The sequence below is a fragment of the Pontibacter sp. HSC-14F20 genome (assembly GCF_019599265.1).
In the GTDB taxonomy this organism is placed as follows: domain Bacteria; phylum Bacteroidota; class Bacteroidia; order Cytophagales; family Hymenobacteraceae; genus Pontibacter.
Map to the genome: position 1 here is coordinate 110,679 of NZ_JAHZTC010000009.1, position 20,828 is coordinate 131,506.

The 20,828-nt window shown below is 48.8% G+C and carries 22 protein-coding genes; 9 read left to right on the forward strand and 13 right to left on the reverse strand.

Features of this window, described 5'->3' with window-relative positions; all coding sequences use genetic code 11:
• Positions 1–46: 46 nt before the first annotated feature.
• A complete protein-coding gene (locus tag K3G39_RS10875) occupies positions 47–2,152 on the forward strand; it encodes a peptidylprolyl isomerase (protein WP_220626199.1) in 2,106 nt (701 codons plus the stop codon).
• A gap of 140 nt (positions 2,153–2,292) precedes the next feature.
• A complete protein-coding gene (locus tag K3G39_RS10880) occupies positions 2,293–4,128 on the forward strand; it encodes a tetratricopeptide repeat protein (RefSeq protein ID WP_255594242.1) in 1,836 nt (611 codons plus the stop codon).
• Between the two features lie 12 nt (positions 4,129–4,140).
• Here K3G39_RS10880 and K3G39_RS10885 read toward each other — a convergent pair whose 3' ends face one another.
• Positions 4,141–4,761: a hypothetical protein gene (locus K3G39_RS10885; RefSeq protein ID WP_220626200.1), complete on the reverse strand. Its 621-nt coding sequence runs from the start codon at positions 4,759–4,761 to the stop codon at positions 4,141–4,143.
• A gap of 287 nt (positions 4,762–5,048) precedes the next feature.
• On the opposite strand from K3G39_RS10885, the gene recJ reads away from it, so the two are divergent.
• Positions 5,049–6,764 (forward strand): single-stranded-DNA-specific exonuclease RecJ, encoded by a 1,716-nt coding sequence (gene recJ, locus K3G39_RS10890; RefSeq protein WP_220626201.1) that lies wholly within the window; start codon positions 5,049–5,051, stop codon positions 6,762–6,764.
• A 56-nt stretch (positions 6,765–6,820) separates the two neighbouring features.
• Here the strand turns inward: recJ and K3G39_RS10895 are convergent, their stop codons facing one another.
• Positions 6,821–7,099, reverse strand: coding sequence for a hypothetical protein (locus tag K3G39_RS10895; RefSeq protein WP_220626202.1), 279 nt, complete (start codon positions 7,097–7,099; stop codon positions 6,821–6,823).
• An 85-nt stretch (positions 7,100–7,184) separates the two neighbouring features.
• Positions 7,185–8,048, reverse strand: a complete 864-nt coding sequence (locus K3G39_RS10900) for a glycoside hydrolase family 25 protein (protein WP_220626203.1) — start codon at positions 8,046–8,048, stop codon at positions 7,185–7,187.
• A 199-nt stretch (positions 8,049–8,247) separates the two neighbouring features.
• Here K3G39_RS10900 and lptB point away from each other — a divergent pair, with 199 nt between their 5' ends.
• The 3 genes from lptB to K3G39_RS10915 all read left to right on the forward strand — a co-directional run bounded on the left by lptB (position 8,248) and on the right by K3G39_RS10915 (position 10,954).
• Positions 8,248–8,979, forward strand: a complete 732-nt coding sequence (lptB, locus tag K3G39_RS10905) for an LPS export ABC transporter ATP-binding protein (RefSeq protein ID WP_220626204.1) — start codon at positions 8,248–8,250, stop codon at positions 8,977–8,979.
• A gap of 51 nt (positions 8,980–9,030) precedes the next feature.
• The gene (locus tag K3G39_RS10910; RefSeq protein WP_220626205.1) at positions 9,031–9,282 is read left to right on the forward strand and encodes a four helix bundle protein; all 252 of its coding nucleotides are present in this window, start codon (positions 9,031–9,033) and stop codon (positions 9,280–9,282) included.
• Positions 9,283–9,454: 172 nt separating this feature from the next.
• Positions 9,455–10,954 carry a GH3 auxin-responsive promoter family protein gene (locus tag K3G39_RS10915; protein WP_220626256.1) on the forward strand — a complete coding sequence of 500 codons (1,500 nt, stop codon included), beginning with the start codon at positions 9,455–9,457 and terminating at the stop codon, positions 10,952–10,954.
• 129 nt (positions 10,955–11,083) lie between these two features.
• Here the strand turns inward: K3G39_RS10915 and K3G39_RS10920 are convergent, their stop codons facing one another.
• The 5 genes from K3G39_RS10920 to gltX all read right to left on the reverse strand — a co-directional run bounded on the left by K3G39_RS10920 (position 11,084) and on the right by gltX (position 14,577).
• A complete protein-coding gene (locus K3G39_RS10920) occupies positions 11,084–11,287 on the reverse strand; it encodes a hypothetical protein (protein ID WP_220626206.1) in 204 nt (67 codons plus the stop codon).
• A gap of 18 nt (positions 11,288–11,305) precedes the next feature.
• Complete coding sequence (locus tag K3G39_RS10925; RefSeq protein ID WP_220626207.1) at positions 11,306–11,683, reverse strand: hypothetical protein; 378 nt, start codon at positions 11,681–11,683, stop codon at positions 11,306–11,308.
• A gap of 37 nt (positions 11,684–11,720) precedes the next feature.
• Positions 11,721–12,488, reverse strand: coding sequence for a TIGR00266 family protein (locus K3G39_RS10930; RefSeq protein WP_220626208.1), 768 nt, complete (start codon positions 12,486–12,488; stop codon positions 11,721–11,723).
• Between the two features lie 44 nt (positions 12,489–12,532).
• Positions 12,533–12,901 (reverse strand): hypothetical protein, encoded by a 369-nt coding sequence (locus K3G39_RS10935; RefSeq protein WP_220626209.1) that lies wholly within the window; start codon positions 12,899–12,901, stop codon positions 12,533–12,535.
• 134 nt (positions 12,902–13,035) lie between these two features.
• Positions 13,036–14,577, reverse strand: a complete 1,542-nt coding sequence (gltX, locus tag K3G39_RS10940; protein WP_220626210.1) for a glutamate--tRNA ligase — start codon at positions 14,575–14,577, stop codon at positions 13,036–13,038.
• A 165-nt stretch (positions 14,578–14,742) separates the two neighbouring features.
• Between gltX and K3G39_RS10945 the strand changes: the two genes are divergently transcribed.
• Entirely contained in the window at positions 14,743–15,765 is a 1,023-nt protein-coding gene (locus K3G39_RS10945) for a YihY/virulence factor BrkB family protein (protein WP_220626211.1), read from the forward strand.
• 51 nt (positions 15,766–15,816) lie between these two features.
• Here K3G39_RS10945 and K3G39_RS10950 read toward each other — a convergent pair whose 3' ends face one another.
• Both K3G39_RS10950 and K3G39_RS10955 read right to left on the reverse strand, forming a co-directional pair.
• Positions 15,817–16,158: a hypothetical protein gene (locus K3G39_RS10950; protein WP_220626212.1), complete on the reverse strand. Its 342-nt coding sequence runs from the start codon at positions 16,156–16,158 to the stop codon at positions 15,817–15,819.
• A 40-nt stretch (positions 16,159–16,198) separates the two neighbouring features.
• Positions 16,199–16,492: a hypothetical protein gene (locus K3G39_RS10955; protein ID WP_220626213.1), complete on the reverse strand. Its 294-nt coding sequence runs from the start codon at positions 16,490–16,492 to the stop codon at positions 16,199–16,201.
• A 362-nt stretch (positions 16,493–16,854) separates the two neighbouring features.
• Here K3G39_RS10955 and K3G39_RS10960 point away from each other — a divergent pair, with 362 nt between their 5' ends.
• On the forward strand, positions 16,855–17,070 hold the full coding sequence (locus tag K3G39_RS10960; protein ID WP_220626259.1) for a hypothetical protein: 216 nt from the start codon (positions 16,855–16,857) through the stop codon (positions 17,068–17,070).
• A gap of 154 nt (positions 17,071–17,224) precedes the next feature.
• On the opposite strand, the gene K3G39_RS10965 is transcribed toward K3G39_RS10960, so the two are convergent.
• Both K3G39_RS10965 and K3G39_RS10970 read right to left on the reverse strand, forming a co-directional pair.
• On the reverse strand, positions 17,225–17,611 hold the full coding sequence (locus tag K3G39_RS10965) for a hypothetical protein (RefSeq protein WP_220626214.1): 387 nt from the start codon (positions 17,609–17,611) through the stop codon (positions 17,225–17,227).
• Between the two features lie 175 nt (positions 17,612–17,786).
• Positions 17,787–18,167: a RidA family protein gene (locus K3G39_RS10970; protein ID WP_220626215.1), complete on the reverse strand. Its 381-nt coding sequence runs from the start codon at positions 18,165–18,167 to the stop codon at positions 17,787–17,789.
• A 49-nt stretch (positions 18,168–18,216) separates the two neighbouring features.
• On the opposite strand from K3G39_RS10970, the gene K3G39_RS10975 reads away from it, so the two are divergent.
• Entirely contained in the window at positions 18,217–18,900 is a 684-nt protein-coding gene (locus tag K3G39_RS10975) for a 3-hydroxyacyl-CoA dehydrogenase family protein (RefSeq protein WP_220626216.1), read from the forward strand.
• A gap of 53 nt (positions 18,901–18,953) precedes the next feature.
• On the opposite strand, the gene glmS is transcribed toward K3G39_RS10975, so the two are convergent.
• Entirely contained in the window at positions 18,954–20,789 is a 1,836-nt protein-coding gene (gene glmS / locus K3G39_RS10980; protein ID WP_220626217.1) for a glutamine--fructose-6-phosphate transaminase (isomerizing), read from the reverse strand.
• Positions 20,790–20,828 lie beyond the last annotated feature (39 nt).

Consider the following 20,828-nt stretch of genomic DNA (forward strand, 5'->3'; position numbering starts at 1 on the left):
GCACGATTAACCTTATTTTGCACATCCTTTATCATTCGTATAACACATGGCATTAATTAACAAGATTAGAGAAAAGTCGGGTTGGGCTGTTGGCGCTATCGCCATTGGACTTGGCGTATTTGTAGTAGGCGGCGACCTATTAGGGCCAAACTCCAGACTTTTGGGGAACGATGCGACTACCGTAGGCGAAATAGCCGGTGAGGAAATTGACTACCAGCGTTTCGACATGGTGTTCCAGCAGATCAAAGCCCAGTACGAAGGACAGGTGCAGCGTTCTGCCACCGAGGGCGAAATGGCCATGATGCGTGAGCAAGCCTGGAACCAGCTAATCTTCCAGATTGCCTTGCAGAAGGAGTACGACCGCCTGGGCATCGAGGTGTCAGAAGAAGAACTGGCCGACATGGTGCAGGGTAACAACATTCACCCTTCAGTGCGCCAGGCATTCACCAATCCACAGACAGGTGAGTTTGAGCGCAACCAGGTTGTTCAGTACCTGCAGAGCCTGGACCAGACCGGTGGCCGTCCGATGTGGGTTAACTTTGAGCAGAGCATTCTCAACGACCGCATCCAGACCAAGTATAGCAACCTGCTGACCAAGTCGGAGTACGTAACATCAGCTGAAGCGAAGAAGCACTTCGAGGCACAAAACACGATCGCCAACATGAAAGTGTTGTATATCCCTTACTTCTCGATCGCTGATTCTGCTGTGAGTGTAACCGATGCGCAGTTGAAAGACTACTATAACCGCAACAAAGAGCTTTATAAAGTTGAAGACGGCCGTACGCTGGAGTATGTGACCATCCCGGTTGCAGCTTCTACCGAAGACATGAACTACTTCCAGGAAGAGTTGAAAGACCTGACTGAGCAGTTCGCGGCATCGGCCAACGACTCTGCTTTTGTGAACACGCACTCAGACCTGCCATACGACGGCACATACCTGCACACAGCAGAATTGCCTGAGAAACTACACGAAATCGCGCCGCTGGAAGAAGGCAAGGTATACGGTCCTTACAACCAGGGCGATACTTATGCGATGTACAAGATCATGGACATCAGAGACGGCAGCACAAACACTGCCCGTGCCAGCCACATCCTGATCAAGCCAGAGAATGACTCGCCTGAGGCGAAGCAGGCTGCCCTTGCCAAAGCAAAAGACATTCATACGCAGATCAAAAATGGCGCTGATTTCGGGGCAATGGCTGCACAGCACGGTTCTGACGGTACTGCCGCAGTAGGTGGCGACCTAGGTTACTTTACAGAAGGCCGCATGGTACCAGCTTTCGAGAAGGCTGTATTCGGCGCAACTGCCGAAGGCTTGTTGCCAGCTCCTGTTGAAACAGAGTATGGCTACCACATCATCAAAATAACGGCTCCTAAGTCGAAGCGTACTTATAAAGTAGCGGCCGTGCAGCGCTCATTGGATGCAAGCGATGCCACCCGCGATCAGGCCTATGCAATGGCTGATGAGCTGGCCGGCACAAGCGGTTCAAGCAACGAGTTCAGAGAGAACGTGAAGAAAAACGAAGCACTTTCTATTGAAGAAGCGCCAAGCATAGGTAAGAATAACGTGCTTGTAGGAAACCTGAGCAATGCCAGAGAACTGGTGCGCTGGGCATATTCTAAAGACACATCCGTAGGTGATGTATCGCCTGTGTTCGAAATCAACGACCAGTATGTAATCGCAACCCTGACCGGCCAGCGTGAGAAAGGCTACGCCAGGTTGGAAGACGTGAAAGAAGAACTGACTGCCGCCGTTCGTAACGAGCTGAAAGCACAACAGATCATGGACAAGCTGAAAGGCGCTACCGGTTCACTTGACCAGATTGCGGCTAACTACGGTCCGGATGCAATTGTGAGAGATGCAGAGGAAGTATCGCTTGCTTCTGGTGCTATACCTGGCCTGGGCCTGGAACCAGTGGCTATCGGCAAAGCGTTTGGCCTGAAGCCAGGCAGCCGTACTGCTCCTATCGAAGGACAGGGTGGTGTGGTGATCGCAGAGCTTGTTAACCTGACTAATGCACCGGATGCGCAAGACCTTTCAGGCGTGAAGGCGCAGCTGGTAAATACCCGCACTTCACGTGTAGAAACCAATGCGTTCGAAGCGATCAAAGAGAAAGCTGATATCAAAGACAACCGCGTAAGGTTCTTCTAAGAACTGCACGACAGGTATAAGCAAAGGGCTGCTCCGATAGGAGCAGCCCTTTGCTGTTTATGGCTAAACCGAAATTATTGGCTATCTTCATTTTCGGGAGAGAAGATCATATCAAAAAGCCCGTCTACACGTTGTAATAGATGATGTTTATACCTGCTCATACCTATTTGTCGCGCCTGCTGTTTGTGTTCCTGTTTGTGGTACTGGCAGTGCCTTTTTCAATGGCGCAAACCCAGGAACTGGCGCTGGCACGCGAGTACCTTAGCAAAGGCGAATACCAGAAGGCAGAGGTTATCTACAGCAAGCTGATCGATGACCAGCGCCTTTTCTCCGTTGTATACCCCGACTATCTGAAAACCCTGCTGGCCCAGAATAACCACAAAGAAGCCGAAAAGCTGGTAAAGCGCACCATGAAGCGCCACCCGGAGCAGATCAACTACAACATCGACCTAGGTATAGTATATCAAGCCGCCGGCGACAAAACTGGTGCAGAGAAGCACTTCGACAAACTGATTGCTCAACTGAAGCCGGAGGAGGTGATTGTAGCAGCCAGCGTATTTGTGCAGCACGAATTGTTCGACTACGCAGAGAAAGCCTATTTGCGTGGCCGCGAGCTAAGTAAGAATCCTTACGAGCACAACCGCTCGCTTATCGCTCTCTATACCTTCCGGCAGAAGCACGAGAATTTGATAGGAGAGGCACTTAACCTGCTGCAGGAAAACGAAAGTGAGCTGATCTATGTGCAGAACATGCTGCAGAACAGCATGCAGGACGAAAAGACCACGGATGCGCTGGAAAAAGAACTGATTACCCGGGTGCAGCAAAACCCCGACCTGCTGGCTTACAACGAACTGCTGATCTGGCTCTACATCCAGCGCCGCGACTTCTACAGCGCCTTGCTGCAGGCCCGCTCCGTGGACAAGCGTACCCGCAGTGGTGGCACCCGCGTGATGGAACTAGGTGCCATCAGCGCCCGCAACCAGGACTACCAGGGCGCCATCGAGGCCTACGAGTACATCATCGAAGAATATCCTGATGGTCCCTACTATTTGATCGCCAGGCAGCGGCTTATACACGCTCGTGAGGAGCAGGTAGAAAACACCTTCCCCGTTGACCTGGACAAGATCAGGACGCTGATATCAGACTATGAGGCGCTGCTGGCTGAGGTGGGACGCAATGCCCAGACCGTGGAGGTGTTGCAGCACATGGCGAACCTATACGCCTTTCACTTGGATGAAAAAGACAAAGCCATTGCCTTGTTGCAGGAGGCGATTGCAACGCCCCGCGCAAAGGCCGACTTTGTGGCCGAGAGCAAACTTACGCTGGGCGATATATACCTCCTGAAAGGGGAGCCCTGGGAATCGACGCTGCTCTACTCGCAGGTAGAAAAATCGCACAAAGAGACACCGATCGGGCACGAAGCCAAGCTGCGAAACGCTCGGCTCAACTATTACAAAGGCGACTTCGAGCTGGCGCAGGCCCACCTTGACATCCTGAAGCTGGCCACCAGCCGCGAGATCGCCAACGACGCTATGGACCTGAGCTTGCTCATTACCGATAATACCGGTCTGGATACGTCTACCGTAGCGATGGAGGAGTATGCGGCTATTGAGTTGCTGATTTTCCAGAACAAGCTGGACGAGGCGCAAAACAGGTTAGATGCCATGCTGCAGAAATTCCCGGGCCACAGCCTGACAGATGAGATCTACTTCCGGAAAGCCAGCATCTATGAACGGGCTGGTGCGTTTGATAAAGCCATTGCCAGTCTGGAGAAAGTGGTGAGTGCTCCCGCTGATATTCTAAGTGATGATGCGCTCTATAAAATGGCCTACATTTACGAAGAGAACCTGAAAGATACCCAGAAAGCGCAGGAGCTATACAATGAGTTCTTGGTCAAGCACCAGGGAAGCATTTTTGTAGCCGAGGCACGCAAGCGATTCCGCAAACTACGCGGCGATGCGCCTGTGGTTAACTGACAGGTATAGGGCTCAATCGTAAACGTAATACTTCCAGTTATCAAGCCCGGTATCAGACAAGGTGGTCACTTCCCCTTCCGCCTTATGAGAACCCGACGGATCGAATATCACCACTTCATAATTAAAGCCAAGAATCACGTTCTGTGTGAAGGACAAGGTATAGGCCTTTTCTGTTTTGGTGTATTGATAAGCCGGAATTCCTATCACCCAGGAAGCGGGCTGACTCATAGTTAGCTCTTCCAGTGCTTCCGGATAGGCGCCTCGCTCCTGGTAGTAATTGTCTACCTGCTCAATCAAGGCAGCGGCATTGGTCATGGCAAGGTTACAGCTTATATCACGGGTATGATTGGCAAGCCAGGTAGTGGAAACCAAAGCAGTGGCAGGCAGGGCCCAGCACAAAATAGCAAAAGCTTTGGACAGGCTTGGTGCAGGATATCTTAGGAAAGCCCATACCATCCATATCAGGGTAACTGGGATTAGCAAAAAGCCCAATATGCCTACAAACATGCCCAACGAAAAAAACAACTGAGCAGGAAGGTATAGGAGGGCAGGCCCCGGCAGAAAAGGTAGATTGGTGAACAGAATGGCCAGTACGCAGGTCAGGATTACAATCATCCAGAGTCTTCTGTTCATGCCAAGGTAGTGTTTGTGAGAGGTTTATACGCTGCCCTGCTGGAACTCCTAGGAGAAGAAAAGGAACAGGAACAAGATAAATATAAGGAAAAAACCATACATGATCAGGTCAAGCGAGTAATTCTTATACTGCTCATAAAGTTCTTTAATGCGTTTCATAATCAGCGGTATTGTGTAGCCGCAAATTACAAAAAATAGCGGAAAGGTGCTGTGTGATGGGTTGATCCAACTTCAAATCCAGGCTAAATTAACTACCTTTGCACTCGGGTTTATTTGTGAAGCAGCATATGGAGAAAAGGTGGGTTTATAACGAAAGCGTAGCGCCAGAGGCAATCAATCAATTGGCCGAATCGCTCCGGATCAGTACTACACTGGCCGATGTGCTGTGCCAGCGCGCTATCTGCACGTTCGAGGAAGCCAAAGACTTTTTCCGCCCCAGCCTGCACCACCTGCACGACCCTTTCCTGATGAAGGACATGCACCGCGCCGTCGACCGACTGGCGGAGGCACTGCACGGCTCCGAGAAGATACTGGTATACGGCGACTACGACGTAGACGGCACCACCTCGGTAGCGCTCATGTTTAGCTTCCTGCAACCATTCACTCAACCCGACCAACTCGAGTATTACATCCCGGACAGGTATAAGGAGGGTTATGGCGTATCCACGCAAGGTATAGACTATGCCAAAGAGCAGGGTTTTTCGCTCATCATCAGCCTCGACTGCGGCATCAAGTCTGCGGATAAAGTAGCTTATGCCAAGTCACTAGGTATAGACTTCATCATCTGCGATCATCACTTACCCGACGAGGACATTCCGCAGGCAGTGGCTGTGCTCGATCCAAAACAGATCGATTGCCCATACCCTTATAAAGAGCTTTCGGGTTGTGGCGTAGGCTTTAAGCTGGCGCAGGCTTTTTGTATCCAACAGGGCATCCCACAAGAAGAAACATTTAAGCTGCTGGACCTGCTGGTGGTGAGTATCGCTGCCGATATTGTGCCGATCACAGGCGAGAATCGCATCCTGGCTTATTATGGTCTCCAACAGATCAACGGACCGGGACCATTGCGCCCGGGGCTCGAAGCACTGAAGGAGCTGGCAGGTATAGCAGGCGAGATGGACATTACCAGCGTCGTGTTTGGCTTTGCGCCACGTATTAATGCGGCAGGTCGTATGGGCGATGCGAAGCGCTCTGTACGCATGCTACTGGCCCAGACGAAGGTGGAGGCTTTTGAGATGGCCGATATCATCAACGAGTCCAACAAAGAGCGTCGCGACAAAGACTCCAATATTACCAAAGAGGCGCTGCAGATGATCGCTGAAGATGACTTTCTGCGCAACGCGAATTCTACAGTTCTCTTCAAGGAAAACTGGCATAAAGGCGTGATCGGTATTGTGGCATCGCGCTGCATTGATCATTACTACCGCCCTACGATCATCCTCACGCAGTCAAACGGCAAGGCGTCTGGCTCAGCCCGTTCAGTACACGGATTTAACGTGCACGACGCCATTGAAAGCTGCTCTGACCTGCTCGACCAGTTCGGAGGCCATATGTATGCTGCAGGCCTTACGTTGCCTGTAGAGAACGTGCCCGCTTTCAGACAGCGCTTTGAAGAGGTGGTAGCCCGCACCATTACCGAAGATCAGAAAATCCCGCAGATAGAAGTAGATGCCAAAATCAGGCTCAACCAGATCACGCAGAACTTTTGCAAAATCATAAAGCAGATGGAGCCCTTTGGGCCGGGCAACATGAAACCTGTGTTTGTGTCGGAGTGCGTGTACGATACGGGTAGTGTGCGCGTGGTTGGTGACAGTCACCTGAAGCTGCGCCTGACGCAGGACGGCTTTTACGACATCGATGCCATCGGCTTCGGCTTTGGCGACTTTTTCAAGCACATCTCCAAAGGTATACCGTTTGATGTATGCTATACCATAGAAGAAAACGTATTTAGGGGGAACGTAACGCTGCAACTGCGCATCAAAGACATCCGGATGATGAAGTAGTAACAGGAGAGCATTGTATCTATCTCAACGTAGGTATAAACAAGGTTAGCCCAACTCTAAAGACCATATCCATATAGCAGGATCAGACAAAGCGCGCACAATCCTATACCTGACAAACCAAGCTTAACATGTCGGCGCCTATAGGCAAAATAACCAAGTAAGATGTCAAGCGCTTCCAACGTAAACAGGGAGATCAGCATAGGTTGGCTCATGGGATAGCTCGATACAGCATGCTGTACATCACCTAAGTCCACAAAGCTTTCTTCTAGTTGAGAGTAGAAATAAGTGATCACCACGAGCCCTGTCAGGCCGATCAATACAGAAGCGAATCCCATTTTCATATACTTAGGATTACGCACAGGCAGCAAAAATAAATGAAGTGAGCCCTACAACTGCAGGGCTCGCTTCATTTATAGGGTGTTATGGTTGTTCGCTGTTGCTTGCCAAAAGCTTCACGGCAGGTAGTTGCTCCAGTTCCGCTAAGATTATCTTCTCCGGGTAAGGTATAAGTTTGGGAGGCACACACATCAGGTTGAGGCTATTGAGGTCGCCTGCAAAGTAATTGAGGTCGATGGCTGCATTTACACCGGCTAGTTTTCCTGTGTCGGTATATTGCCAGAAAAGCCATTTGTCTTCGTGGTGAATTTCGGGCTCAATAGTATTGTAGCGGGCAATCCAGAAATGATAATCCTTGAAATGGCCCTGCAGCCAGCGGCGGTAAAAATTCTGATTGGTATAGATGATAGGCTTTACACCATAATGGGCTGTCACGGCTTCCAGCCAGATGCGCATGTTTTTCCGCATGTCGGCAGGGGAGGTGTGCTTTTCGATCACTTCTACATCCAGCACGGGTGGCAGGTCGCCTTCATGAAGTTCCACGGTGTTGATGAACATCTCGATCTGGCCCTGCACCGGAGCGGCAGGTATAAAGAAATGATAAGCGCCCCGTTTGATGCCCACACGCTTTGTTTCTTCCCAGTTACGGGCAAAGTAGGGGTCCAGCCTGTAATCGTCCTGCGTCGCCTTTACAAATGCAAACGTCACGTCAGCATCCCGCACCTGGTCCCAGTCCACCTCTTTCTGCCACTTCGACACGTCTATACCTTTCAGGCTCGAAGAAGTTATAAGCGTGGTCTTGGTGGTAGCGCCCGTGCTTTTGGCAGCGGCTCCGTTGTTTTTTGCATTATCGGAATTTCCGGAAAGAAGCCCGGTAAGCATCAACGAAAGCAGTAAGCCGGAATAAGCCAACTTGTGGGCGGCCAGGTAGAGTAAAGAAAATATCATAAAGGCTGGTTAATCGGAATTCCAAACTAATAAGAAGACGCGACACTAACAACAGTATACCCGGAATAATTTCATTTCTGAAATTAGATTTTCTGAATATAGACAAAGGTATATCTAATGTTATACTTGGCAGGTATAAGTATAAACTTGGCAGGATTACTGCATTGCAGGACGGGTCTAGAATGTGTAAATTAGCCCGATGATATTAAGAGCCGAACATCTATATAAGAAATATAAGTCGCGCATGGTCGTGAACGACGTGAGCGTGGAAGTGAACCAAGGTGAGATTGTGGGTTTGCTGGGGCCGAATGGTGCCGGTAAAACCACCTCGTTTTACATGATCGTGGGGCTGGTAAAGCCAAATCAGGGCCGGATATACCTCGACACAGAAGACATAACCGACCTGCCTATGTACCAGCGTGCCAAGCGTGGTGTCGGTTATCTGGCGCAGGAGGCCTCTGTGTTCCGGCAGCTGACAGTGGAGGAGAACATTCTGGCTCCGCTCGAGATGACCAATCGCTCGAAAAAGGAACAGCTGGAGAAGGTGGAGGAACTGTTGGAAGAGTTTTCGCTGACGCATGTGCGCAAGAATAAAGGCATTGTGCTGTCAGGTGGGGAGCGCCGCCGCACCGAGATTGCCCGCGCCCTGGCCGTTGACCCCAAATTTGTGTTGCTCGACGAACCCTTCGCCGGCGTAGACCCGATTGCGGTAGAAGAAATCCAGAGCATCGTCGCCAAACTCAAGAGCAAAAATATCGGCATCCTGATCACCGACCACAACGTAAACGAAACCCTTTCCATCACCGACCGCGCCTACCTGCTCTTCGAGGGCAAAATTCTAAAGTCTGGCACCGCCGAAGAACTGGCCGCCGACGAACAGGTGCGCCGCGTATATCTGGGCAAACATTTCGAGTTGAAGAGGAAAATTTAGGTTAAATTGTTTAACTGCTAAATGGTTGAATTGTTGCTCAGAGAGAGATAAATGGAAGAGAAAAAATATCTTAAATTGAACGACATTGAAGCCTATAAGATCAGCTTTGCATTAAGTAATCATATCTGGGATATTGTGATAAGCTGGAGCATTTCCCCAAAAAACACTGTAGGTCAACAGTATGCGACTGCTGCTGACAGTATATCTGCAAATATTTCTGAAGGGTTTGGGAGGTATGGAAAGAAAGATAAAATAAAGTTTTATCGCTATGCGCAGGGCTATATGTACGAGTCATTTAATTAGACGGAGAAAGCAAGAGTACGTAAACTGATCACAGAAGAGCAATACCTATACATATTAGGTGAGTTGAAGAAGCTGCCAATAGCAATCAATAGCCTAATAAAATGGACAAACAAAAATTTAACCATTTAGCCTTCAACCTTTGGAAATAATAAACTCAATCGTGACGTGGGTGATGAAGAAGCGGATTCATGACATAGATCTGTTTCGGAAGTACCCACATGACGTGCAGAACGAGCTGTTTCAGGACCTGATCAGCACAGCGAAGGGCACGGAGTTTGGCAAGAAGTATGGCTTTAACGATACCAAATCGGTAAAGACCTTCCAGGAGCGGGTACCGATTGCTACCTACGAAGACCTGTACCCCTACATAGAGCGGGTAATGAAGGGCGAACAGAATATCCTGTGGCCAAGCAAGATCGAATGGTTTGCCAAGTCATCGGGTACCACTAATGCCCGGAGCAAGTTTATACCTGTCAGCCCGGAGTCGCTGGAGGACTGCCACTACAAGGGCGGCAAAGACATGCTTTCGCTCTACGTCAATAACTACCCCGATACCAAACTTTTCACGGGCAAAGGGCTCTCCATAGGTGGCAGCCATCATCCCAACGAATTCAATGCCAAGACTTCCTGCGGCGACGTGTCGGCGGTGATCATGCAGAACCTGCCCATCTGGGCCGAGGCTATGCGTACGCCACCGCTCAAAGTAGCCCTGATGGACAAGTGGGAGGAGAAGATCGAGAAGATGCTGGAGGTGACCGTGCCGGAAAACGTGACCAGCCTGAGCGGTGTGCCCACCTGGACCTATGTATTGTTAAAACGCATTCTGGAGGTAACAGGCAAAAAAAACATCCTGGAGGTATGGCCAAACCTGGAGCTTTTCACGCACGGCGCAGTAGCTTTCGGTCCGTACCGTCAACTATTCAAAGAGATTATACCTTCCGCTCAAATGCACTACCTGGAGGTATACAATGCCTCGGAAGGCTTCTTTGGGATACAGGACCAGCGCAACACCGAAGACGAAATGCTGCTGATGCTGGATTATGGCGTGTACTACGAGTTCATTCCAATAGACCTGTTCGAGGAGGAGAACCCCAAAACGCTCACGCTCGACCAGGTGGAACTGGGCAAGAACTACGCCATCGTGATCTCTACAAACGCCGGCCTGTGGCGTTACAAAATCGGTGACACCGTACGTTTTACTAACCTCAGTCCATATCGCATCAAAATATCGGGTCGTACGAAGCATTTTATCAATGCCTTTGGCGAAGAGATGATCGTGGAGAATGCCGAAGTGGCCATTACCAAGGCCTGCGATGCGACTGGCGCCATTATTACAAACTTCACAGCTGCCCCAGTGTATATGGAGAGTGGCAAGCGTGGCGGTCACGAATGGCTGATTGAGTTCGAGAAAGCGCCAGACAGCCTACCCCGCTTCACGCAAGTGCTCGACGAAACCCTGCGCGACATCAACTCCGACTACGATGCCAAGCGCCAGAACGACATCGCCCTGCTGGAGCCCATTGTGCATGCCGCCCCAACGGGTACGTTCATGGACTGGCTCAGCAAAAAAGGCAAACTAGGCGGGCAACATAAAGTGCCAAGGCTTAGCAATACCCGCGAGTATCTGGAGGAGATTATGGAGATGACAGGATTGGCAGGAGTTAAAAACTAAGTTAGAGTCTATACCTGATTTTATACCTTGAGTAAAGTAAAAAGACATTAAGTATAGCGGACAAATCCACTTTTTCTGATTTCTCAACAGCATTTTTTATGGTTTTGAAGCCTGCCGCAGGTATAGCGATCAGCTAAACAAGCCGTAAAGAGTTATAAATACTGCAGAACCCAAGATCAACAGTAGAATCACATTGAGGTATAGCGGCACCGTCTTTCCTTTCACTTTAGTGTAATCAAAGCCTTGGCCATTCAGCACCATGAATAAGACAAGGTTAATAATAGTCAACACTCTGTTGAGGGCGTTCCAGATATTCTTGATTTCTAAAGTCATCGGATAGGTTTTTTATACTTAAATTGCCCGCTTTCGCATGTTCGTTATGGTCAAAACAAGCCCCATGGCGAGCCCGACCAGTGAAAGGATTGAGCCAACAGCGATCAACTGTATAGCACTCCCATTAACAACTTCAAAATCGCTAAACTCAGACAAAGTTGCTAAAAAAACCATGAAGCTAACGGCTGAGGCGAACAAGCCCAGGCAGGTTCCTGCTACTTCATTCTGCCATAGAGCTTGAATAGTAAGCGCGGCCATTATGCCAAAAGCAACAAAACTGATGTTCTGTTTGGCAAACAAATCTCCGAAGAACCAAAATGCGGCCAATCCAATGAAATAGGTATAGGGGAGTACCCTACTACTTCCATAATAGCGCAATTGATGAAATCCTTTCATCTTTACTTGCTTTAGGCTGACTGAAAACTAAACTGCATTACTCCAGAAAACTACTCATAAAGCCGCCTTCCTTCTTCGCATTCTCACCGTGTGGCACCAAGGCTTGGATCAGTTTCTTCACTGGCATGGATTGCAGCCATACCTTGCCGGTGCCACGCAACGTGGCTAAAAATATACCTTCCCCGCCAAAGATCATGGATTTGAGTCCGCCGGCCTGCTGTATACTAAAGTCTATACCTAGCTCAAAAGCTACCACACAGCCCGTGTCGACGCGCAGGGTTTCGTTGTTGAGTTCTTTCTCTACAATAGTGCCGCCCGCATGCAGAAAGGCCAGTCCGTCGCCGGTTAGCTTCTGCAGGATAAAACCCTCGCCACCGAACAGTCCGGAGCCCAGTTTCTGATTGAAGTGCATGGCCAGTTTAGTGCCCAATGCTGCTGCCAGAAAAGCGTCGCGCTGTGCAATAAGTGTGTTGCCGGTCAGCTGCTGCAGGTCGATGGGTAAAATGGTGCCGGGGTAAGGTGCTGAAAAAGCAACCCGGCTTTTGCCGTAACCACGGTGCGTAAAGTGTGTCATAAACAGCGACTCGCCCGTAATCAGGCGGCTGCCCATTGAAACCAGTTTACCCAGAAAGCCTTGGCTGGGATTGGAGCCGTCGCCCATTTTAGTCTGGAAATCGATGCCTTCTTCCATGTAAACCATGGCGCCAGCTTCGGCAATCACCGTTTCGTTAGGGTCGAGTTCTATTTCGAGTACCTGAATGTCGTTACCGAAAATGCGGAAGTCTATTTCGTGTGCGTTTCTCATAGTTTTTAGGACTTAGTGTTCAGACAGACAAGATAGTAAATTATCTAATCCTCTTCATCGTCTTCGTCTTCATCACTGCGGCCTTTTTTTCGTCGGGCCTTCGGCAGGTCCTTATCATCCTCATCATCCGAAACAGAACTGGTGCCTTTCACGAAATCCTCGTCGGTTTCTTCTACCTCTTCGCCCTCCTCTATATGAAACTCTTCTTCCTCTTTCTTGGCACGCTCGGCGGCGTCGCGTTTCACAAGTTTTTTGTCTTCCACGTTTTTGTTCAGGAACTCGTTTATCTGGTCAATGGAGTAGTTCGATTTGATTTCGCCCTGCTGGTTTACCTTAATTTCAAAGCCCTCAAGATCTTTGTGTACACGGGTTTTCTTTTTAGAGCTTTTGTTCTCTTTTTTATTCTTAGCCATAGTCTGGTGCTTGTTGTTCTCACTGAAGTATAAGGCGAAACGGCCAAATAGTTTCAGACAGGTATAGCACAGAGGTATAAAAAAGGCGGCTACCCCTTTCGGAATAGCCGCCTCTGTAAGGTATAAGGTATAGCCTATGCTGTTGCGTACTGGCTTAGTGCGCTAATAGCAGCGTCTATGCGGTTTGCGGTCTCCTCGCGGCCTATCACCTCGATGATCTGCATCAGGTCAGGACCAGCCTCGGCACCGGTTACAGCCAGGCGAAGTGCCTGCATCACCATGCCGATTTTCATGCCGTGGCGCTCCAGAATGTTTACCAGCAAATCTTTTACTGTGTCAGCATTGAAGTCACTCAGAGAAGAGAGCTCGTTGCGGAAGTCGGTGAACACGGCCACTGCCTGACTGTTCCACTTCTTGGAAGCTACCTTCTCGCTGTACTCGGTAGGAGCCACGAAGAAGTAAGCAGCCTCACGCCAGAACTCCTGCGGGAAGCTCACGCGCTCTTTCATCAGACCAGCGATTTTCTCGGCTTTCTCAGGCGAGCACGTAATATTTTGCTCTTCCAGTGCTTTCAGCAGGTAGCCTGCCAACTCAGCGTCTGGCTTAGCGCGCAGGTACTGCTCGTTGAACCAACGTGCTTTCTGTATGTCGAAACGGGTACCAGACTTGCCGATACGCTCGATAGAGAATTCATTTGCCAGCTCCTCCATAGAGAAGATTTCCTGCTGCGTGCCCGGGTTCCAGCCCAAAAAGGCGAGGAAGTTAATGAACGCTTCCGGAATATAACCTGCCTCGCGGTAGCCAGAAGAAACTTCGCTGGTAAACGGATCTACCCAATGCAGCGGGAATACCGGGAAGCCCAGCTTATCGCCGTCGCGCTTGCTCAGTTTGCCGTTGCCGTCTGGCTTAAGCAAAAGCGGCAGGTGCGCAAACTTCGGCATGGTGTCTTCCCAACCCAGGTAGCGGTATAGCAACACGTGCAGTGGCGCCGATGGCAACCACTCCTCCCCACGGATTACGTGCGTGATTTCCATCAGGTGATCGTCTACGATGTTGGCCAGGTGGTAGGTCGGCATACCGTCCGACTTCATCAATACTTTATCGTCGATGGCAGAAGAGTGTACCATTACCCAACCGCGGATCATGTCCTTTAAACGAACCTCTTCCTTGCGCGGTACTTTCAGGCGGATTACGTAAGGGTCACCAGATTCCAGACGCTTCTTCACTTCATCTTCCGGCAGCGTGAGCGAGTTTTTCATCGTCATGCGGGTGATAGCGTTGTACTGCGGCGTGGCTACTTTGGCAGCTTTCAGGCGCTCGCGCATTTCGTCCAGCTCCTCAGCCGTATCGAAAGCGTAGTAAGCATGGCCGCTCTCGATCAGTTGCATGGCGTACTGCATGTACATCGGCTTGCGCTCCGACTGACGGTAAGGCGCATAGGGACCACCATCCCAAGGGCTTTCGTCCAGCTCGATGCCGCACCACTGCAGCGACTCACGGATGTAATCTTCAGCGCCGGGCACAAAACGGTTCTGGTCTGTGTCCTCGATGCGCAAAATCATTTTGCCGCCTGTTTTCTTGGCCAGCAAAAAGTTATAAAGGGCCGTGCGAACACCGCCGATATGGAGAGGCCCTGTCGGGCTCGGGGCAAAGCGTACTCTAACTTCTCTTTCCATGTATGGTTATTTCAAAAAGGCATTGCTAATTCAGGCACAAAGGTACAAAATAAATTATCGTTTCGGTAAGTGTTGCGTGCTGTAAACTATACCTGTACGAGGCGCAGGTATAAACATAACCTTTCATCCGCGTATCAGTTTTAGAATAATATCCCTTACCTCCCCATGCCCCGCAAGACGCTGAAAAAGATATGGTGCCTGCTCCAGGAGGCTGGCCTTGAGTTCATCGAGAACAACTCCTTTCAAAAAGGGGCGGCGCTGGCCTATTATACTATTTTCGCGCTGCCGCCTATTCTGCTGATCATCATCAACGCTACCGGTTATTTTTTTGGAGAACAGGCTGTGTCAGGAGAGGTATACTACCAGATTCGGGAAACGATCGGCTCGGAAGCGGCCTTTGCAGTGCAACGCATGGTGGAGAGCATCAACGACATAACCTCCTTCAACCTCGCTACCGTCATCATTGTCGTCACGCTTTTTATTGCGGCTACAGGCGTATTTGTGTCGCTGCAGGACTCGCTTAATGAGGTATGGTATGTGCGGCCCGCTCCCAAGCGCGGCTACGTCAAACTGATCCTCGACCGCTTTCTATCCTTCGCCATGATTCTGGCAATCGCTATTCTGCTGATCGTGTCGCTGCTGGCCAATGCCATTTTGGTCGCCATCGGTGATTTTCTGACGGCTCGACTGGCTGGCTGGATTGTATATGTTATGCGGGGCGTCAACCTGGTGTCGGGCTTCGTGCTGATGACTTTTATGTTCGGCTGCATCTACCGTTTTCTGCCCGACGCCAAAATAAAGTGGCGAGATGTATGGGTGGGCGCGTTGGTGACGTCGGTGCTGTTTGCGATTGGCCGTGAGATTATCGGGCTATACCTGGGCACAAGCAATATTACATCCATTTACGGAGCAGCAGGTTCGGTCATTGTCATTCTGCTGTGGGTATTCTATACCTCGCAAATCATCTTTTTCGGAGCCGTGTTCACCTTTGTATACTCCCGCAAGTATGGCTTCAACATTTACCCCGCCGAGTACGCGGTGCGCTTCATCCGGCAGGAAATAGAAGTAGGCCACACGGCCGTGAACGCCGAGCCGGGGAAGTTCACCAAAGATATTTATGGGGAAGCGGAAGCAAAAGAGGCCGCTAAGTCCGATGAGCATGATAAGTCAGCGGGGGAGGGAATCTGAGTGAACGGCCTCGTGTAAAAGACGTGCAAGGCTGCCGGCTGAAGCATACCTTTAGACAATGTTGGTGGCAGTGCTTTTGATCTTCCGATATTTAACTGTTTTAAATTTCCTTGACCAGTAAACAATATAAATTGTCCCCAATATTGTAGGTGTTATCCAAACAAGTGTTGTCCCTATATTAAGTCCTGCAACCATAAAAGCTGTCACAGATGCAATTAATGCTCTAACTATCCGTCCGATATGACTTTTGATCCAGGCATTTTTGTTTTCTGTAAAAGTCTTGAATGTTTGAAAGTCTTTTAACGACATAAAACCACCAAAACAGCCAAAGAAAACAAATAAAACGCTGTTGTCTATTTTCTGTGCCATTCCAATAATTCCAATAAGCGTCATTACTATCGAGGTCAATAACATTGCTCCTGAAATTGATTTGTCAATATTGTCTGCCTTTGATTTTGCTTTTTAATGTCAGTGCCCTATTACCTGAAAGAACTAGATAAATGGTAAATATGCCGATTAAAAATAAAAATAGATTTTCGTGGTTTGGCATTCTTGCAATAAATAGAGAAATCAGAGAACTTATCACCATTGAATATGAAAATATATTTCCTGCCTTTTTATGATTTATAGCACCTTTATTTACTAAAATACTTATCATGCCAGTTATCAATCCAAGTCCACCGAAAAAAGCGTGTATGTAGATTAGAATTCTTATCGTTTGTTCCATTTTTTTATTTGTTAGTAATCCAGTGGTTTTCATAGCATTGCCACCAACGGGTTAGTACAGGCAATGTGTGTGGCATTAGCCGAACGTAATCCCTGTGCTGTATTGGCGTATCGTATTTTTCACCACTTTATTTATTCGGTGTAGGGTTCTGCTCTATACCCAATGAAATTTCTAACCTTCGTATTTTCAAGTATCTCTAAGTTTAGCTCCCATACTTCATCTTACCACTCCTTTAGACCAGGATAATTGCAGCAAGCCTACCATATAACCTTGTGCAAATAACTTTTTAGGAACGGTTGGGCAAGTAAGTAAAACTTCATATTCCAAATGTCGTTTCTAACGAGAAACATAAAAATACTACTATGAATAACTTATTCAGAGGATTGCTTGCTGGCTATGGTGCTAAAAAACTAGGTGGAGGATGCTTCAGTACGATTCTAATTTTTGTAATTATTTGGGTGGTGCTTGGTCAATGTAGCAATACATTTAAATCGAACGAAAGCGAAGAAAGCACCACTAATCAAACCGAGATAAAAGAATCTGGATTTGTCACTTCATGTGCCCCCGCCATTTGGTAAAAGTTTATATGCTTTTATGCTAATTTACTGCTTCCCCAATCATGGGTGTAAGTAGGGCACATGATACACTTCTTATAATTCAACGTTACTCGTGCAGCCGAAGCCCGTAGCGCAGCAAGGGTTAAAGCTGAACTTTGTTGGGCAAAGGTTTTCTTTAAATACTTATTATCGGCTCAAGCTCCTGTTTTTGTATCAGATTTTCTATTTCTTCATAAGAAGGTTGTTTTATTAAAGTCTCTGAAATTTCTGGTCTGTAAACTCTGATGCTTACTGGCTGCTGATCATTATTAACCCAATTATATAAGTCTTTCATAAAGCTATCCTCTTCTACATAAATTCTGTCAGAGTACTTTTTGATGTATCCTACTCTTTTATTGTTGTCAACAATTAAATCACCCGTTTCGGATCTATAGTAAACAATTTGCAGGTCACCGTAGTGGTCTTCAATCGCCATCAATTGAAGTCCGTTCACGATTAGGAATACAACAGCAGCTACAACAGATATAGAAATTCCTAATATAACCTTAGTGCGTTTTTTCATAATTCAACTTTTGCCCAACTTGTGGCTAAATAGAGTAAACATACGGTTTTTTGTTGTTTTCAACAGATAACCGTAACCGGATTACCGATTATACTATATATCCCTTAAACTATACCTGCAGCCCCACCGTCAAAAGACGAGGCTGCAGGTATAGCAATGATCAATATAAGCTCCCTTACAGAGCCGCAATACAGGAAATCTCCACATTTACATCTTTCGGCAGGCGGCTTACCTCTACCGTTTCGCGGGCAGGCGGGTTAGCGCTAAAGTAGCTGCCGTATACCTCGTTTATTTTGCCGAAGTTGCCCAGGTCTTTCACGAAGATGGAACACTTGAGCACATTATCGAAGCCCATACCTGCTTCTTGTAGTATCGCAAACAGGTTTTTCATGACCTGGTGTGTTTCTTCCTCAATGGTGCCGCTTACCAGCTCACCTGTTTGTGGGTCCAGCGGGATTTGTCCTGAAACATACATGGTGCCGTTGTGAAGCGTGGCCTGGCTGTAAGGCCCTATAGCTGCTGGCGCATTGGCCGATGTGATGATGCTGTGAGTCATAGTCTGATTAGTTTTAATGTGTATCTTTACCCATCAAAAGTACAGAAATATGCACATACTTGTTTTGTCTGGCGATGAAATGGCCACTGAGTTCCAACAGAAATTTCCGGAAGGAGCAAATGGCAACACCTATACCTTCCTGCACAGCCGCCACCTCACCGACGATCAGTTAAAGCCCGGCAATGTCGTATTCGACTTCCTGCTGCACGAAGAGCCGGAGCGCCTCGGCGATTACGCGCCTCATCAAGTCGTATTCTGCCAGGCCGTCACGAAGCAACTGGCTGCGCTGGTGCATGCCTCAGGTTTTGACACATGCTGTACCCTGTTCGGTTTCAACGGTCTGCCAACGCTTTTCAATCGCCCCGTGCTAGAGGTGAGCCTCTACAAGCAAAGCGACGCCGAAAAGTTGCACCAGGTATGTGAGCAGCTCGGAACAGAGTATCAGGTAGTGGATGACCGCGCAGGTATGGCCACGCCGCGCATCCTGTGCATGATCATCAACGAGGCCTGCTATACCTTGCAGGAGGGTACCGCCTCTATTCAGGACATAGACTTAGGTATGAAGCTCGGCACCAACTACCCACACGGGCCATTTGAGTGGGCCAATGCCATAGGTATAGCCAATGTCTACAAAGTGCTGGAGGTGATGTACGAAGACACCAAAGAAGAACGCTACAAAATCTGCCCGCTGCTCAAGACGAAGTATCTGAGAGGAGAAAAGTTTGAGCTGTAAACAAAAAAGGGGAAGCCCATTAGCTTCCCCTTCTCTTTTATCATTTCAGACGGTTACTCTACCGTTACAGACTTCGCTAAATTACGAGGCTGGTCTACGTTGCAGCCGCGCATCACCGCAATGTGGTAGGACAGCAACTGCAGCGGAATAACAGACAACAACGGCACCAGGTGCTCGCTCGTCTCTGGAATCTCGATCACGTGGTCAGCCATGGCAGGTATAGTGGTGTCACCTTCTGTCACAACAGCAATGATCTTTCCTTTACGGGCCTTCACCTCTTGTATGTTGGACACGATCTTCTCGTACGAGCTGTCCTTTGTAGCAATTACTACCACTGGCATCTGCGCATCAATCAGGGCGATCGGGCCGTGCTTCATCTCAGCGGCAGGGTAGCCCTCAGCATGGATGTAAGAAATCTCTTTCAGTTTCAGGGCGCCTTCCAGTGCAACCGGGAAGTTGTAACCGCGGCCCAGGTATAGAAAGTTCGTCGCGTCTTTGTACTGCTCAGAAATCTTAATGATCTGGTCGTTTAGTTCCAGCGCCCTCTCTACTTTGGCCGGAATGCTTTCCAGTTCCACCATCAGCTGGTGCAGCTTGGTCGTTTCTAAAGTACCGCGCTTGCTACCCAGGATCATAGCGATAAGCGAAAGTACCGTTACCTGTGCGGTAAAGGCCTTGGTAGATGCTACACCAATCTCAGGACCAGCATGGGTATAAGCGCCCGCGTCTGTAGCACGTGCTATAGAAGAACCTACCACGTTGCAGATACCAAAAATCGTGGCACCTTTCGACTTGGCTAGTTCCAGTGCAGCCAGTGTATCAGCAGTCTCACCAGACTGCGAAATAGCCACTACTATGTCACGCTCGCTGATGATAGGATTGCGGTAACGGAACTCAGAGGCGTACTCTACTTCTACAGGTATGCGGGCCAGGTCTTCAATCAGATATTCGGCCACCAGGCCGGCGTGCCACGAAGTACCGCAGGCTACAATCAGGATCCGCTCTGCATTCACGAATTTATTTTCGAACTCACGGATGCCACCCATCATCATGTGGTTGTTTTCCGCAATCATGCGGCCGCGCATGCTGTCCAGGATAGAACGTGGTTGCTCAAAAATTTCCTTCAGCATGAAGTGCGGGTAGCCGCCTTTCTCGATCGACTCAAGGGCCATTTCAAGGCGCTGTACATAAGGTGTTTGCACCACGTCTTCCTTGGTACGGATCTCCAGCTCGCCGTTTTTGATCACTACCAGCTCGTAGTCGTTCACATATACCACATCGTTGGTATATTCAATTATAGGCGTTGCGTCAGAAGCAAGGAAGTATTCGCCTTCGCCTATACCTACCACCAGCGGACTGCCTTTACGAGCCGCAATAAGTTGGTTCTGGTCATCTTTCGAAAGCACCACAATGGCATAAGCACCTACTACTTCGTGCAGGGCCAGGCGCACTGCTTCGGCCAGCGTACAGTTGCTGTTCTGCTTAATGTCTTCGATCAGGTTGATGAAGACCTCCGAGTCTGTCTCAGACTGGAAGGTATGGCCTTTCTCGATCAGGAGCTGCTTCAGGGAAGCATAGTTCTCGATAATGCCGTTGTGGATGATGGCAATGTTCTTGGAGCTAGAGAAGTGCGGATGCGCATTTGCGTCGTTAGGCTCGCCGTGGGTAGCCCAGCGGGTGTGGCCCATACCAATGTTGCCGTGCACATCTTTATCTGCAATAAACTCTTCAAGGTCGCTTACCTTGCCTTTTCTTTTGAAGACGTTCAGTCCTCCGTTCATCAGGGCTATTCCTGCGCTGTCATAGCCTCTGTACTCAAGTCGTTTCAAGCCTTTTAGGACAATAGGGCAAGCATCTCTATGCCCTACATATGCTACAATTCCGCACATACAGTATAAAATTTCATTAAAAAAATAAAGGGTACCTGC

What these genes read in the sequence shown, in the direction of transcription:
- K3G39_RS10875 (WP_220626199.1), top strand. Translation starts at nt 47, where the DNA reads ATGGCATTAATTAACAAGATTAGAGAAAAGTCGGGTTGGGCTGTTGGC.
- K3G39_RS10880 (WP_255594242.1), top strand. Translation starts at nt 2,293, where the DNA reads ATGATGTTTATACCTGCTCATACCTATTTGTCGCGCCTGCTGTTTGTG.
- K3G39_RS10885 (WP_220626200.1), bottom strand. Translation starts at nt 4,761, where the DNA reads ATGAACAGAAGACTCTGGATGATTGTAATCCTGACCTGCGTACTGGCC.
- recJ (WP_220626201.1), top strand. Translation starts at nt 5,049, where the DNA reads ATGGAGAAAAGGTGGGTTTATAACGAAAGCGTAGCGCCAGAGGCAATC.
- K3G39_RS10895 (WP_220626202.1), bottom strand. Translation starts at nt 7,099, where the DNA reads ATGGGATTCGCTTCTGTATTGATCGGCCTGACAGGGCTCGTGGTGATC.
- K3G39_RS10900 (WP_220626203.1), bottom strand. Translation starts at nt 8,048, where the DNA reads ATGATATTTTCTTTACTCTACCTGGCCGCCCACAAGTTGGCTTATTCC.
- lptB (WP_220626204.1), top strand. Translation starts at nt 8,248, where the DNA reads ATGATATTAAGAGCCGAACATCTATATAAGAAATATAAGTCGCGCATG.
- K3G39_RS10910 (WP_220626205.1), top strand. Translation starts at nt 9,031, where the DNA reads ATGGAAGAGAAAAAATATCTTAAATTGAACGACATTGAAGCCTATAAG.
- K3G39_RS10915 (WP_220626256.1), top strand. Translation starts at nt 9,455, where the DNA reads ATGAAGAAGCGGATTCATGACATAGATCTGTTTCGGAAGTACCCACAT.
- K3G39_RS10920 (WP_220626206.1), bottom strand. Translation starts at nt 11,287, where the DNA reads ATGACTTTAGAAATCAAGAATATCTGGAACGCCCTCAACAGAGTGTTG.
- K3G39_RS10925 (WP_220626207.1), bottom strand. Translation starts at nt 11,683, where the DNA reads ATGAAAGGATTTCATCAATTGCGCTATTATGGAAGTAGTAGGGTACTC.
- K3G39_RS10930 (WP_220626208.1), bottom strand. Translation starts at nt 12,488, where the DNA reads ATGAGAAACGCACACGAAATAGACTTCCGCATTTTCGGTAACGACATT.
- K3G39_RS10935 (WP_220626209.1), bottom strand. Translation starts at nt 12,901, where the DNA reads ATGGCTAAGAATAAAAAAGAGAACAAAAGCTCTAAAAAGAAAACCCGT.
- gltX (WP_220626210.1), bottom strand. Translation starts at nt 14,577, where the DNA reads ATGGAAAGAGAAGTTAGAGTACGCTTTGCCCCGAGCCCGACAGGGCCT.
- K3G39_RS10945 (WP_220626211.1), top strand. Translation starts at nt 14,743, where the DNA reads ATGCCCCGCAAGACGCTGAAAAAGATATGGTGCCTGCTCCAGGAGGCT.
- K3G39_RS10950 (WP_220626212.1), bottom strand. Translation starts at nt 16,158, where the DNA reads ATGACGCTTATTGGAATTATTGGAATGGCACAGAAAATAGACAACAGC.
- K3G39_RS10955 (WP_220626213.1), bottom strand. Translation starts at nt 16,492, where the DNA reads ATGGAACAAACGATAAGAATTCTAATCTACATACACGCTTTTTTCGGT.
- K3G39_RS10960 (WP_220626259.1), top strand. Translation starts at nt 16,855, where the DNA reads ATGAATAACTTATTCAGAGGATTGCTTGCTGGCTATGGTGCTAAAAAA.
- K3G39_RS10965 (WP_220626214.1), bottom strand. Translation starts at nt 17,611, where the DNA reads ATGAAAAAACGCACTAAGGTTATATTAGGAATTTCTATATCTGTTGTA.
- K3G39_RS10970 (WP_220626215.1), bottom strand. Translation starts at nt 18,167, where the DNA reads ATGACTCACAGCATCATCACATCGGCCAATGCGCCAGCAGCTATAGGG.
- K3G39_RS10975 (WP_220626216.1), top strand. Translation starts at nt 18,217, where the DNA reads ATGCACATACTTGTTTTGTCTGGCGATGAAATGGCCACTGAGTTCCAA.
- glmS (WP_220626217.1), bottom strand. Translation starts at nt 20,789, where the DNA reads ATGTGCGGAATTGTAGCATATGTAGGGCATAGAGATGCTTGCCCTATT.